The organism is Streptomyces sp. NPDC043726, assembly GCF_056436565.1.
The window spans coordinates 835,346-848,991 of sequence record NZ_JBWKCI010000001.1; the positions used below are offsets into that span (position 1 = coordinate 835,346).

12 protein-coding genes and 2 pseudogenes are annotated in these 13,646 nt (G+C 69.5%); 8 read left to right on the top strand and 6 right to left on the bottom strand.

The features are described 5' to 3' along the window. Positions 1-20 precede the first annotated feature (20 nt). Positions 21-620, bottom strand: a pseudogene (locus tag AC068Z_RS03875) (NADH-quinone oxidoreductase subunit B); the annotation flags it as partial. After that, positions 611-1,030, bottom strand: a complete 420-nt coding sequence (locus AC068Z_RS03880; RefSeq protein WP_451725209.1) for an NADH-quinone oxidoreductase subunit A — start codon at positions 1,028-1,030, stop codon at positions 611-613. The gene AC068Z_RS03880 and the pseudogene AC068Z_RS03875, both read right to left, overlap by 10 nt. Before the next feature lie 227 nt (positions 1,031-1,257). On the opposite strand from AC068Z_RS03880, the gene AC068Z_RS03885 reads away from it, so the two are divergent. The 5 genes from AC068Z_RS03885 (at position 1,258) to AC068Z_RS03905 (ending at position 8,114) form a co-directional block, all read left to right on the top strand. Then, on the top strand, positions 1,258-2,496 hold the full coding sequence (locus tag AC068Z_RS03885) for a sensor histidine kinase (RefSeq protein WP_478551949.1): 1,239 nt from the start codon (positions 1,258-1,260) through the stop codon (positions 2,494-2,496). A 112-nt stretch (positions 2,497-2,608) separates the two neighbouring features. Beyond that, positions 2,609-3,937 (top strand): sensor histidine kinase, encoded by a 1,329-nt coding sequence (locus AC068Z_RS03890; protein WP_478551950.1) that lies wholly within the window; start codon positions 2,609-2,611, stop codon positions 3,935-3,937. Between the two features lie 238 nt (positions 3,938-4,175). Next, positions 4,176-4,835, top strand: a complete 660-nt coding sequence (locus AC068Z_RS03895) for a LuxR C-terminal-related transcriptional regulator (RefSeq protein WP_478552286.1) — start codon at positions 4,176-4,178, stop codon at positions 4,833-4,835. Between the two features lie 278 nt (positions 4,836-5,113). Continuing rightward, complete coding sequence (locus AC068Z_RS03900) at positions 5,114-7,042, top strand: 2-oxoacid:acceptor oxidoreductase subunit alpha (protein WP_478551952.1); 1,929 nt, start codon at positions 5,114-5,116, stop codon at positions 7,040-7,042. Then, a complete protein-coding gene (locus AC068Z_RS03905; protein ID WP_478551954.1) occupies positions 7,035-8,114 on the top strand; it encodes a 2-oxoacid:ferredoxin oxidoreductase subunit beta in 1,080 nt (359 codons plus the stop codon). Before AC068Z_RS03900 ends, AC068Z_RS03905 begins: the two co-directional genes overlap by 8 nt. A gap of 92 nt (positions 8,115-8,206) precedes the next feature. Here the strand turns inward: AC068Z_RS03905 and AC068Z_RS03910 are convergent, their stop codons facing one another. The 3 genes from AC068Z_RS03910 to AC068Z_RS03920 all read right to left on the bottom strand — a co-directional run bounded on the left by AC068Z_RS03910 (position 8,207) and on the right by AC068Z_RS03920 (position 9,765). Then, a complete protein-coding gene (locus tag AC068Z_RS03910) occupies positions 8,207-8,464 on the bottom strand; it encodes a hypothetical protein (protein WP_478551956.1) in 258 nt (85 codons plus the stop codon). Positions 8,465-8,506: 42 nt separating this feature from the next. Continuing rightward, positions 8,507-8,986 carry a DUF6082 family protein gene (locus tag AC068Z_RS03915; protein ID WP_478551958.1) on the bottom strand — a complete coding sequence of 160 codons (480 nt, stop codon included), beginning with the start codon at positions 8,984-8,986 and terminating at the stop codon, positions 8,507-8,509. A gap of 371 nt (positions 8,987-9,357) precedes the next feature. After that, the gene (locus tag AC068Z_RS03920) at positions 9,358-9,765 is read right to left on the bottom strand and encodes a winged helix-turn-helix transcriptional regulator (RefSeq protein ID WP_478551960.1); all 408 of its coding nucleotides are present in this window, start codon (positions 9,763-9,765) and stop codon (positions 9,358-9,360) included. Positions 9,766-9,855: 90 nt separating this feature from the next. Here AC068Z_RS03920 and AC068Z_RS03925 point away from each other — a divergent pair, with 90 nt between their 5' ends. Together AC068Z_RS03925 and rarD are read left to right on the top strand one after the other, a co-directional pair. Next, a complete protein-coding gene (locus tag AC068Z_RS03925; protein ID WP_478551962.1) occupies positions 9,856-10,710 on the top strand; it encodes an SDR family oxidoreductase in 855 nt (284 codons plus the stop codon). A gap of 166 nt (positions 10,711-10,876) precedes the next feature. Next, complete coding sequence (rarD, locus tag AC068Z_RS03930) at positions 10,877-11,827, top strand: EamA family transporter RarD (protein ID WP_478552288.1); 951 nt, start codon at positions 10,877-10,879, stop codon at positions 11,825-11,827. 80 nt (positions 11,828-11,907) lie between these two features. On the opposite strand, the pseudogene AC068Z_RS03935 reads toward rarD, so the two are convergent. Next, positions 11,908-13,062, bottom strand: a pseudogene (locus AC068Z_RS03935) (MFS transporter); the annotation flags it as partial. A gap of 111 nt (positions 13,063-13,173) precedes the next feature. Between AC068Z_RS03935 and AC068Z_RS03940 the strand changes: the two are divergent. Continuing rightward, positions 13,174-13,611 carry a winged helix-turn-helix transcriptional regulator gene (locus AC068Z_RS03940; protein ID WP_478551964.1) on the top strand — a complete coding sequence of 146 codons (438 nt, stop codon included), beginning with the start codon at positions 13,174-13,176 and terminating at the stop codon, positions 13,609-13,611. Positions 13,612-13,646: the final 35 nt, after the last annotated feature.

The following is a 13,646-nucleotide window of genomic DNA, read 5'->3' on the forward strand; positions in this document are numbered from 1 at the left end:
GCCCCGTTCGCCGCAGCAGCCGACCCCGGCCCGGACCCGACGTCCGGCCTCTTGACCAACCCACTCTGCAAAGCCGCGGCAGAAGGACGGGCCACCCCGTACCGCTCCCCCAACGACTCCCGGGCGATCTTCTCCTGGAGTTTCAGGATTCCCTGGAGCAGCGCCTCCGGGCGGGGCGGACAGCCCGGTACGTAGACGTCCACCGGGATGATCTGGTCGACACCCTTGGTCACCGAGTACGAGTCCCAGTAGGGACCGCCGCAGTTCGAGCACGCCCCGAACGAGATGACGTACTTCGGCTCGGGCATCTGCTCGTACAGCCGCTTCACCGCGGGCGCCATCTTGTCGGTGACCGTGCCGGAGACGACCATCAGGTCGGCCTGGCGCGGGCCCGGCGCGAAGGGGATCACACCGAGGCGGATGAAGTCGTGGCGGGCCATGGACGCCGCGATGAACTCGATCGCGCAGCAGGCGAGGCCGAAGTTGAAGACCCAGAGCGAGTAGCGGCGGCCCCAGTTCAGGACCACCTTCATCGGCTCGGGCGCGAGGCGTGCGAGCGCGCCCAGCCGCTTCGGCTCGGGCAGCAGCACGGGCTCGGAAGGGGAGGGAGTCACGTCCATTCCAGGACGCCCTTCTTGTAGGCGTACAGCAGACCGACGGCCAGGAAGCCGAGGAAGATGAACATCTCGACGAGGGTGGTGGCACCGTAGCCGGGGGCGGCGAAGACCGTCGCCCAGGGGAACAGGAAGATCGAGTCCACTGCGAAGATCACGTAAAGGAAGGCATAGACGTAGTACCGGACCTGGGTGTGCGCCCAGCCCTCGCCGACGGGGTCGACGCCGCACTCGTACGTCAGAAGTTTCTCGGGCGTCGGGACCACGGGCCGCAGCAGGCGCCCGGCCCCGAAGGCGACCGCGACGAACAGCACGCCGACCACGGCGAGCAGTCCGACGACCGAGTAGGACTGGAAGTAATCCGCCGAGACGACGACACCCTTGTCCGCCGCGACGACGACGGTCGTTTCCGGCACGTCCGTCCCTCGCTCCCTGACCTCAGTGAACACAGCCGTTCGACATGAAATTCGACATCTAGTTCGACGATACAGATCGACGATCTATACGCACGGGAGTCTAGGCCCTGCTAAAGCGAGCGTAAGCAGCCTGTCATGGCTTGTGGGGCGCAGGTGGGGTTTTCCCCAGGGGAGCGCGGCGGTCCGCCTCATGGCGCGAGCGGCGCTCGACCGGCACGCTAGCCCATATGACCGAACGCCATCCGTCCCCCCAGCGCGCCCCGAGGGCCGACCGAGTCGGCCGAGCCGACCGCAGCGACCGGAGCGACACGAATCAGCCGCTGCCGCCGGCACGGTTCGCCTACGACCGGCACACCTGGAAGGAGATCGCGCACCTTCTGGCGAACCTTCCGATGTCGTTGTTCGGCTTCGTCTACGTCGTGACGATGCTGTTCGTGGGGGCCGGGCTGACGGTCACCGTGGTCGGGTTCCCGCTCCTGGCGGCCGGGCTGATGGGCGCCCGGCAGCTGGGCAAGCTGGAGCGGAAGCGGGCGCGGGCGCTGCTCGGGGTGCGGGTGGACGAGCCGAGCCCGTTGCGGCTGCGCGGCGGGCGGAACGGCTTCTTCGCGCAGCTGTGGCAGCTGCTGAAGGACCCGGTCGGCTGGCGGACGGTGCTCTACGACTTCATCCGGCTGCCGTGGGGCATCCTCACCTTCACCATCACGCTGACCTCGCTGTTCGTGCTGTGGCCGGTGCTGCCGTTCATCGCGCGGGGCCTGGCCAACGCGGACCGGGCCATGGTGCGCGCGCTGCTGTCGCCCTCGGACGAGCTGGAACGTCGCATCGCCGAACTGGAGTCCGACCGGGGGGTGGTCGTCGACACGGCCGCCGCCGATCTGCGGCGGATCGAGCGGGATCTGCACGACGGAGCGCAGGCGCGGCTGGTGAATCTCGCGATGGGGCTCGGCCTGGCGAAGGAGAAGCTCCTGGAGGATCCCGACTACGCCGCCGCGATGGTCGAGGAGGCGCACGGCGAGGTGAAGCTCGCGCTTCAGGAGCTGCGGGATCTGGCTCGCGGGATCCACCCGGCCGTGCTGACCGACCGGGGGCTCGACGCGGCGCTGTCGTCGGTCGCCTCGCGGTGCACGGTGCCGGTGAAGGTGACGGTGGACCTGGGTTCGCGGCCGGCCGCGGCCATCGAGGGGATCGCCTACTTCACGGTCTCGGAGCTGCTGCAGAACATCAGCAAGCACAGCGGGGCTCGGTCGGCGTCGGTCGAGGTGTGGCGGGCGGCGGACCGGCTGCTGCTGCAGGTGTGGGACGACGGGCGCGGGGGCGCGCGGCTCGACGGCGGTACCGGGATGCGGGGGCTGGCCGACCGGCTCGGCGCCGTGGACGGGCTGTTCGTGATCGACTCGCCGCAGGGCGGCCCCACCACGGTGACGGCGGAACTGCCGTGGCGCGACCGGGTCCCGGAGCAGGGGTAGGGAAAACCCCCCGTTCAAGACGCCGACGGACTCCATGGCTCGCGGACCTGCGGCGGAGGAGGGTGGAGGTACAGCACACACCCAGAGGCACGAGCAGAAACGGACGACGCCGATGGCCATGGAGTACGGGCAGGGATACGGACTCGACGTCCCGGACAAGCACCGGCTGCCGGCCGGGCTGCGGGCACCGTTCGAGGCGCGGCACTGGCGGGAGCTGGGCTATGTCCTGCTGAGCCTGCCGATCAGCGTCCTGTTCTTCACCTACGCGATCACCATGGTGTCGCTCGGCTTCGGACTGCTGGTCACCTTCCTCGGCATCCCGGTGCTGGCGGCCGGCCTGGCCGGCTGCCGCGGCTTCGGGGCGATGGAGCGGGCCCGCGCGCGGGGGCTGCTGGACCTCGAGGTCGCGGAGCCGGAGCCGTTGCGGATGCGCAGGCAGGGGTTCCTGGCCTGGATGGGTGCCGTCCTGAAGAGCGGCACCTCCTGGCGCTCGCTGCTGTACGCGGTGCTCCAGCTGCCGTGGGCGACCTTCTCCTTCGTCGTCGCGGTGAACTTCTGGGCCCTCGGCTGGAGCCTGCTGACCTACCCGCTGTGGTTCTGGCTCTTCCCGCTGTACGGCGGCCAGGGCGGCATCCAGCTCTACGGCGACGAGACGCACCAGGTCTACCTCGACAACCCGTTCGAGATCACCGTGACCGCGCTGGTGGGGCTGCTCTTCACGCTGGCGACGCCGTGGATCGTGCGGGCGCTGACGATGGTGGACCGGCTGATGGTGCACGGGCTGCTCGGCCCTTCGCGGCTGGCCACGCGCGTGGTGGAGCTGGAGTCGGACCGCGGCGTCGTGGTCGACACGGCCGCCGCCGATCTGCGCCGCATCGAGCGCGATCTGCACGACGGCGCGCAGGCCCGGCTGGTGGCGCTGGCCATGGACCTGGGCCTGGCGAAGGAGAAGCTGGCGGAGGATCCGCAGGCCGCGGCGCGCATGGTGGACGAGGCCCACGGCGAGGTGAAGACGGCCCTGCAGGAGCTGCGTGACCTGGCCCGCGGGATCCACCCGGCCGTACTGACCGACCGCGGCCTGGACGCCGCGCTCTCCTCGGTCGCCTCGCGCTGCACGGTCCCGGTCGAGGTCCAGGTCGACCTCACCGAGCGGCCGGTCCCGGCGATCGAGGGCATCGCCTACTTCACCGTCTCGGAGCTGCTGCAGAACATCAGCAAGCACGCGCGGGCCACCTGGGCGGGCGTGGACGTCTGGCGGGTGGAGAACCGGCTGATGCTCCAGGTCGTCGACAACGGCGTCGGCGGCGCCGACACCACCGCCGGGTCGGGCCTGGCCGGGCTCGCCGAACGGCTGGACGCCGTGGACGGGATCCTGGTCGTGGACTCGCCGGTGGGCGGCCCGACGCGGATCACCGCGGAGCTTCCCTGGCGGGCCGTGTAGGAACTGACGCGACCGCCTTTCAGGTCCGCCTCCGTCTGCCGGAGGCGGACCTCGCACGTGCGGCGCGGCCGGAAACCGCCCCTCCCCGACCGCGCACCGCCCCACGGCAGGCCAGGTTGTCCACAGGCCCGGTGAGGACCGGCCGATCGCGCGATACTGAGGAGCCGTGGGACCAGGCCGGAAGACAGCCGGCCGGACGCAACACAGGCTCGGGGGGCCGGACGTCGTGGAGGACAGGGTGCGGGTGGTCATCGCCGAGGATTCAGTGCTGCTCAGGGAGGGCCTGACCCGGTTGCTGACCGACCGCGGGCACGAGGTCGTCGCCGGCGTCGGCGACGGAGAAGCACTGATCAAGACCATCACGGAGCTCGACGCGCAGGGCACGCTGCCGGACGTCGTGGTCGCGGACGTACGCATGCCGCCGACCCATACCGACGAGGGCGTCCGGGCCGCCGTACAGCTGCGCAAGGCGCACCCGGGACTCGGTGTGCTGGTGTTGTCACAGTATGTGGAGGAGCGCTACGCCACCGAACTGCTGGCCGGTTCCAGTCGCGGGGTCGGGTACCTGCTGAAGGACCGGGTGGCGGAGGTGCGGGAGTTCGTGGACGCGGTGGTGCGGGTGGCCGAGGGGGGCACGGCCCTGGACCCGGAGGTGGTCGCGCAGCTGCTCGGGCGCAGCCGTAAGCAGGACGTGCTCGCGGGGCTCACCCCGCGGGAGCGGGAGGTCCTGGGGCTGATGGCCGAGGGGCGGACCAACTCCGCCATCGCCCGGCAGCTCGTGGTGAGCGACGGAGCCGTGGAGAAGCACGTCAGCAACATCTTCCTGAAGCTGGGACTGTCCCCGAGTGACGGGGATCACCGGCGCGTTCTCGCGGTCCTGACCTACCTGAACTCCTGACGAACTGACACTGTGTCAGCCAAGCCCGGCGCGTCGGCGCCGGGCTGAGGAAACGCAGAGGGGGGACCCAGAACCACACAGCGAGCGGGGAGCGTCTTCAGAGGAAGCGCCGGGGGGCGGGAAAATCATGACAAGTCAGGGTGGCGAAGCGTCTCAAAACCGTGTCCATCATGCGATTGGCCCGGGGAAGGCGACCTTTGCGGACGTAGGGTTGATCCTGTGGGAGGGCCTGCGGGAAGGCCGCTCCCCGACAGTCGCCTCGAAGGAGGTCCAGTTCAGTGACCAGCCAGGTCAGTAGCCCAGCGGAGCAGGCCGACGAAGCACTAGTGGGAGAGCAGCGCAAACCGGCGACGGCGAAAGACGTGCGCCGGCTGGACCGGGTGATCATCCGGTTCGCGGGGGACTCGGGTGACGGTATGCAGCTCACGGGTGACCGATTCACCTCGGAAACGGCGTCCTTCGGCAACGACCTGTCGACGCTGCCGAACTTCCCTGCCGAGATCCGCGCCCCCGCCGGGACCCTCCCCGGTGTCTCCTCCTTCCAGCTGCACTTCGCCGACCACGACATCCTGACGCCGGGCGACGCGCCGAACGTGCTGGTCGCGATGAACCCGGCGGCGCTGAAGGCGAACGTGCAGGACCTGCCGCGCGGCGCGGAGATCATCGTCAACACGGACGAGTTCACCAAACGGGCCATGCAGAAAGTGGGCTACGACTCCTCGCCGCTGGAGGACGGCTCACTGGACGGCTACCACCTGCATCCGGTCCCGCTGACGACACTGACAGTGGAAGCCCTCAAAGAGTTCGATCTGTCCCGCAAAGAGGCCGAGCGCAGCAAGAACATGTTCGCGCTCGGCCTCTTGTCGTGGATGTACCACCGGCCGACGGAGGGCACGGAGAAGTTCCTGACATCGAAGTTCGCGAAGAAGCCGCAGATCGCGGCGGCGAACATCGCGGCCTTCCGAGCGGGCTGGAACTTCGGTGAGACGACGGAGGACTTCGCGGTCTCCTACGAGGTCGCACCGGCCGCCAAGGCCTTCCCCGTCGGCACCTACCGGAACATCTCCGGGAACCTGGCCCTGTCGTACGGCCTGGTGGCGGCGGGCAGGCAGGCGGATCTGCCGCTGTTCCTGGGCTCCTACCCCATCACGCCGGCCTCCGACATCCTGCACGAGCTGAGCAAGCACAAGAACTTCGGTGTGCGGACCTTCCAGGCGGAGGACGAGATCGCCGGGATCGGGGCGGCACTCGGGGCTGCGTTCGGCGGTTCGCTCGCGGTGACGACGACCTCGGGTCCGGGTGTGGCGCTGAAGTCGGAGACCATCGGTCTCGCCGTCTCGCTGGAGCTGCCGCTGCTGGTGGTGGACATCCAGCGCGGCGGGCCCTCGACCGGTCTGCCGACCAAGACCGAGCAGGCGGACCTGCTGCAGGCGATGTTCGGCAGGAACGGCGAGGCGCCGGTGCCGGTCATCGCGCCGAAGACACCGGCCGACTGCTTCGACGCGGCGCTGGAGGCGGCGCGGATCGCGCTGACGTACCGCACTCCGGTGTTCCTGCTCTCCGACGGCTACCTGGCCAACGGCAGCGAGCCCTGGCGGATTCCGGACCTGGACGAACTCCCGGATCTGCGGGTGCAGTTCGCGCAGGGCCCGAACCACACGCTGGAGGACGGCTCCGAGGTCTTCTGGCCGTACAAGCGCGATCCGCAGACCCTCGCGCGGCCGTGGGCCGTGCCCGGCACCCCCGGTCTCGAGCACCGCATCGGCGGGATCGAGAAGGAGGACGGCACCGGCAACATCTCCTACGCCCCCGCCAACCACGACTTCATGGTCCGCACCCGGCAGGCGAAGATCGACGGTATCGACGTGCCGGAGCTGGAGGTCGACGATCCGGACGGTGCCACGACGCTGGTCCTGGGCTGGGGCTCGACCTACGGGCCGATCACCGCGGCCGTACGCCGGCTCCGCACCGCCGGGCACCAGATCGCGCAGGCGCATCTGCGGCACCTCAACCCCTTCCCGAAGAACCTCGGTGACGTCCTCAAGCGGTACGACCGTGTCGTCGTCCCCGAGATGAACCTCGGTCAGCTCGCCACGCTGATCCGGGCGAAGTACCTGGTGGACGCCCACTCGTACAACCAGGTCAACGGCATGCCGTTCAAGGCCGAACAGCTCGCCACGGCTCTCAAGGAGGCCATCGATGGCTGAGACGTCCAGGGAAGGCGCGGGCACGATCGAGGCGCTCTCGCTCGTTCCCAAGGCCGAGGCCAGGCAGTCCATGAAGGACTTCAAGTCCGATCAGGAGGTGCGCTGGTGCCCCGGGTGCGGTGACTACGCGATCCTGGCCGCGGTGCAGGGCTTCATGCCCGAGCTGGGGCTGGCGCGGGAGAACATCGTGTTCGTCTCTGGCATCGGCTGTTCCTCGCGGTTCCCGTACTACATGAACACGTACGGAATGCACTCCATCCACGGCCGCGCCCCCGCGATCGCCACGGGCCTGGCCTCCAGCAGGCGCGACCTGTCCGTCTGGGTGGTGACCGGCGACGGCGACGCGCTGTCGATCGGCGGCAACCACCTCATCCACGCCCTGCGCCGCAATGTGAACCTCAAGATCCTGCTGTTCAACAACCGGATCTACGGCCTGACGAAGGGGCAGTACAGCCCGACGAGCGAGGTCGGGAAGGTCACCAAGTCGACGCCGATGGGTTCGCTGGACGCGCCCTTCAACCCGGTGTCGCTGGCGATCGGCGCGGAGGCGTCCTTCGTGGCGCGGACGGTGGACTCCGACCGCAAGCACCTGACGGAGGTGCTGCGCCAGGCGGCCGCCCACCCCGGAACCGCGCTCGTGGAGATCTACCAGAACTGCAACATCTTCAACGACGGCGCCTTCGAGGTGTTGAAGGACAAGCAGCAGGCGGAGGAGGCGGTGATCCGGCTGGAGCACGGGCAGCCGATCCGCTTCGGCGCGGACGGGACGCGGGGCGTGGTCCGCGACCGGGCGACGGGAGACCTGACCGTCGTCGCGGTGACCCCGGAGAACGAGGCCGAGATCCTCGTCCACGACGCCCACGCGGCCTCCCCCACCACGGCCTTCGCCCTCTCCCGCCTGGCCGACCCCGACACGCTCCACCACACCCCGATCGGCGTCTTCCGCAGCGTCGAACGCCCGGTCTACGACACCCAGATGTCCGACCAACTGGACACCGCGATCGAACAGCACGGCAAGGGCGACCTGGCAGCACTGCTGGCGGGCGGCGACACCTGGACGGTCGTCGGCTGACGTCGACACAGTCAACTGACGGCGACACGGTCAACTGACGGCGACACGGTCAAAGAGGGCCCGGACTCCGCACTGCGTCCGGGCCTTCCGTGTCATGCGTCCGGGATGTCCCGCTTGGCTCTCAGGAGAGTGTCACGGGTGATGACGACAATGCGCTCGTAGTCGGCCCGGGCGGCGTCGTCGGGGAGGAGGGCGTCCAGTTCCTCGGTCCGATCCGTACCGATGACGGCGAAGCTTCCGTCGCTCAGTTCGAAGAGGTCCGGGCACGTCTCGAAGGTCGTACTCCCTCGCTCGCGCGGCGAGTCACCGAGACGGCGGACGATGCTGAGGTCAGGAAGATCGCTATGCACCGGCAAACGGTATTGCCTCAAGTCGCATAAATTCAAACGAAGTTAGGCCTCTGGAGTGAACGACTCAGGTGCTCCCACCACCCACCACTCCTCAGGATCGTCGCGAAGCCCCTCCACGATCACGTCCACGGCCCTGCCGACGCCCGCCTCCAGCGATTCACGGGGCAGGCTCCGCCGGTGCTCCCGGGTCATCTCCCAGTAGGCGTCGAAGACGGGATTACGGCACAAAACCCGTAAGGCGCCGATCAGTTCATCCCACTCCATGGCGCCCACCTGATGGTGCAGCACGTTGGCGCTGTACTGGGCATTCACGAAGATCATCTGTCGGCGTTCGTGCTCCGAGAGGCCCGACAGCGTGCTCACGGCCTCCGCGAGCGCCGGGTCCGCTATCGCACGCTCCATCTGCGCCGCCATGATCCGGTGCAGTTGGATCTGGTTCGCATGCCGGATCTCCTGGGCGAGGAGGGTGAGTTGACGGAGCAGGCCCTCCGCCAACTCCTCCTGGCGCCGGCGGCGGGACACGCGCCGAAAGCGGGAGCGTGTCCAGCCGGGCCTGGCCCCCACTGCTGAATCGTTCCCTCTAGCGTCCGGATTCTGTGCGGCCAAAGCGAACCCCCGAGTCAGGCGTCCGGGCGTCGGCCGGCGATCTCATGGGTGGCACGAGGACCGACGCGCGAGGTGGGCACGACAACGCCCGCCCCCAGCATGCCCGGCAGTTCAAGTCGGCACAGGAGGCGGAAAAGGGGCACATGGAAGCACGTACCGCTCATGTCGGCCATGGCCCTGACATGCATGTGCCCGGCAAGCGCCTCCGCCATACGTTCCGGCAAGCGCTCCGCCACACGTTCCGGCACGCACTCCGCCATACGTCAGGCGACCGCCAAGCGCCGACTTCACCCCAGCTCAGCAGCCCTCTTCCGGGCGTCGTACGCCTCCCGCGCCCGCTCCACCCGGCTCATTCGCTCGGCCGTCCACTCCGCGAGGCCGCGGACCTGCTCGGCCGCCTCGCGGCCGAGGTCGGTGAGGGAGTAGTCGACGCGGGGTGGGATCACCGGCTTGGCGTCCCTGAGGACCATGCCGTCGCGCTCCAGGGTCTGGAGCGTCTGGGTGAGCATCTTCTCGCTCACCGGGCGGACGTCGCTGATCGCTCGGCGGAGTTCGCTGAAGCGGTAGGGGCGGTCCAACAGCCTGATCAGGACAAGCACGCCCCAGCGGCTCGTCACGTGCTCCAGGACCAGGCGGTACGGGCACATCGTCTCGCCGTCCGGCTGCCATTCCCGACCGGTCACACTTACTGCCATGCCAGTACCTTACTTCAAAGTGGGTACTTTCCAATAGTTAGCGCTGCTCCTAGGGTCGATTCCACCATCACCCCACGAGGAGTCACAAGAATGAGCATCGTCGTCACCGGAGCCACCGGACACCTGGGCCGCCATGTCGTGCGGCAGCTGCTGGAGAAGGTGCCGGCCGAGCAGATCACCGCCGTCGTCCGCACCCCCGAGAAGGCCGCCGACCTCGCCGAGCGCGGCGTGCGGATCGCGGTCGCCGACTACAACGCCCCCGAGACCTTCGACGGGCTGTTCGCCGCCGGCGACAAGGTGCTGCTGGTCTCCGGCAACGAGTTCGACAAGGGCAGGGTCGCCCAGCACCGCGTCGTCATCGAGGCCGCGAAGGCCGCCGGTGTCGCCCTGCTCGCCTACACCAGCGCGCCCGGCAGCCTCACCGCCGCCCTGGCCGACGACCACCGCGGCACCGAGGAGGCGCTGGTCGCCTCGGGCCTGCCGTACACGCTGCTGCGCAACGGCTGGTACCACGAGAACTACACCGAGAACCTCGCCCCGGTGCTGGAGCACGGCGCGGTCGTGGCCGCCGCCGGTGAGGGGCGGGTCTCCTCGGCCTCGCGCGCGGACTACGCGGCCGCCGCCGTCGCCGTTCTGACCGGTGAGGGCCACGAGAACCGGACGTACGAGCTGGGGGGCGACGAGGCGTGGAGCTTCGCCGAGTACGCGGCCGAGCTCAGCCGGCAGACCGGCAGGGAGATCGGCTACCACGCGGTCGACAGTGAGGCCATGAAGGGGATCCTCGGCGGCACCGGTATGCCCGCGCCGTTCGTCGACATCCTCGTCGGCGTCGACGCCTCCATAGCCAAGGGCGAGCTGGTCGTCTCCTCCGGCGATCTGTCCCGGCTGGCCGGGCGGCCGGCCACGCCGTTCGCCGAGGCCATCGCCGCCGGGCTCAAGGGCTGAGACACACCTCCGGGCTGTCATGACCGTATGGCGATACGGACATGACAGCCCAGGGTGTTCGGCGCTACCTTCTTCCAGGCGAGGACGACCAGGAGGAGGGCCCGTGAGCAAGAAGCCGAGGGGCGAGCGGCACATAGGACTGCTGAACGGCTTCGCGGCTTACGGGATGTGGGGGTTGTTCCCCCTGTTCTTCCCGCTGCTGAAGCCCGCGAGCCCCTTCGAGGTGCTGGCCCACCGGATGGTGTGGTCCCTCGCCGCGGTCGCCGTGGCCCTTCTGGTCGTACGGCGCTGGCGGTGGATCGGCGAACTGGTGCGCCAGCCGCGCCGGCTCGCACTCATCGCGGTCGCCTCGGCCGTCATCGCCGTCAACTGGGGCGTCTACATCTGGGCCGTGAACAACGACCGGGTCGTCGAGGCCTCGCTCGGGTACTTCATCAATCCCCTGGTCACCATCGCGATGGGCGTACTGCTGCTCAAGGAGCGGCTGCGGCCCGTGCAGTGGGCGGCGGTCGGGATCGGCTTCTCCGCGGTGCTCGTCCTCACCATCGGCTACGGCCGCCCGCCGTGGATCTCGCTGATCCTCGCCTTCTCCTTCGCCACATACGGCCTGGTGAAGAAGAAGGTGGGCCTCGGCGGCCTGGAGTCGCTGGCCGCGGAGACCGCGATCCAGTTCCTGCCCGCCGTGGCCTTCCTGCTGTGGCTGACGGCCCAGGGCGACTCCACCTTCACCACCGAGGGCCCGGGGCACGCGGCGCTCCTGGCCACCACCGGCCTCGTCACCGCGCTGCCGCTGGTCTGCTTCGGCGCGGCGGCCATCCGCGTGCCGCTGTCCACGCTCGGGCTGCTGCAGTACCTGGCGCCCGTCTTCCAGTTCCTGCTCGGCGTCCTCTACTTCGGCGAGGCCATGCCCGCCGAGCGCTGGGCCGGGTTCGCGCTGGTCTGGCTGGCGCTGACGCTGCTGACGGCCGACGCCTGGCGCTCCGCGCGCCGGAACGCCCGGGCGCTGAGGGCCGAGACGATCAGCCCCAGCACCACCATCGCGACCGGCACCACCAGCGCCGTACGGAACGCGGACAGGGTGTCCTCGGGGCCGGATCCGGTGGACGCGAGGCCGTAGACGGCCGTGACCGCCGAGATCCCGATCGCCGAGCCGAACTGGGTCGCGGTGGTCAGCAGCCCGCTGGCCAGGCCCTGCTCCTCCTCGGCGACCCCGTCCGTCGCCGCGATCGTCAGCGGCCCGTAGGCCAGCGCGAAGGCCGTGCCCGAGATGAACAGCATCGGCAGCATGACCAGGTACGGCCAGTCCATGCCGACCGGCAGGAAGAGCGCGTAGGCGACGACGGCGAGCGCGAAGCCGCCGACGATCACGCGGGCGTTGCCGTACCGCTCCACGAGCTTCGGGGTGAGGGTCGGGGCCAGGACCATGTCGCAGCCCATGATCACCAGGGCCAGCGCCGTCTGCAGTGAGGACCAGCCGCGCAGTTCCTGGAGATAGAGGGTCACCACGAACTGGAAGCCGAAGAAGGCGCCGACGAACAGCAGCGCCCCGAGGTCGGCGCGGACGACGGACCCGACACGGAGGATGCCGAGCCGGACCAGCGGATCGGCGGTCCGGCGCTCGACGGCCGCGAAGGCGGCGGCCAGCAGCACCGCCGCGAGGCCCGCGGCGGCCGTGAGCGGCCAGTCGTCCAGACCGTGTTCCAGGCGTACGACCGTGTAGGCGGCCAGCAGCATCGCGCCGGCGGCGGTGATCGCGCCGGGCAGGTCGAAGCCGCGTCCGCGCTCGCGCGGGCCGTCCTGCCGGGGGACGAGCCGGACGGCCGCCACCAGCAGCGCCGCGGTCAGCAGCACCGGTGCGAAGAAGACCCACCGCCAGCCGATCTCGGTGAGCAGTCCGCCGGCCACCAGGCCGAAGGAGAATCCGCCGGCTGCCGTACCGGCGAAGATCAGCAGGGCCTTGTTGCGCCGCGGCCCCTCCTCGTAGGACGTGGTGATCAGGGACAGCGCGGCCGGGGTCATGAAGGCGGCGGCGACGCCGGTGACGAAGCGGGCGAGGATCAGCATCCAGCCCTCGGTGGCGAAACCGCCGAGTCCGGAGAAGCCCAGGAAGACGGTGAGCCAGAGCAGGAACATCCGGCGCCGGCCCAGCAGGTCGGCGGCCCGGCCGCCGAGCAGGGTGAAACCGGCGTAGCCGAGGACGTAAGCGCTCATGACCCAGGCCGCGGAGCCGGTGGACAGGCCCAGATCGGCGCGGATCGAGGGGATCGCGACGGCCATCATGGCGACGTCGATGCCCTCCAGGAAGATCGTTCCGCAGAGGACCAACAGCAGCGCCCAGGCGCGGGTGCCCATGACCACACTCCATGTGTAGGGGTTGGTTGCGCGAATGTTCAGGGGCGGTTACGCGAATGAGGGTCGGTTCCCTCTTGTAACCGACCCCAGCCTGCGGCAGCGTCGGCAGACATGGAAGAAGGCACTTCAAAGTCACCGAGTAACTGCGCGAGCACCGTGGACTACGGCGACGCCGACCCCTTCCAGTGGGACACCCGGGAAGACTGCCAGGTACGGCAGATCCTGGACCGGGTGGCCGACAAGTGGTCGTTGCTCGTCATCGCGCTGCTGGAGAACCGGCGGCTCCGCTTCACCGAGCTGCGGCGGGAGATCGACGGGGTCAGCCAGCGCATGCTGACCGTGACCCTGCGGCAGCTGGAGCGGGACGGCCTGGTGAAGCGGACCGTGCATCCGGTCGTACCGCCACGGGTGGAGTACGAACTGACGCCGCTGGGCGGGACCCTGCACGCCACCATCCAGTCGCTGGTGACGTGGACCGAGGAGCACCAGCAGGAGATCGCGCGGGCGCGGGAGGCGTACGACCGGCAACAGGCCGCCGAGGTGTCTTAGGACGGTTCCCGACCTAATGGGCCGCTATAAGTGAC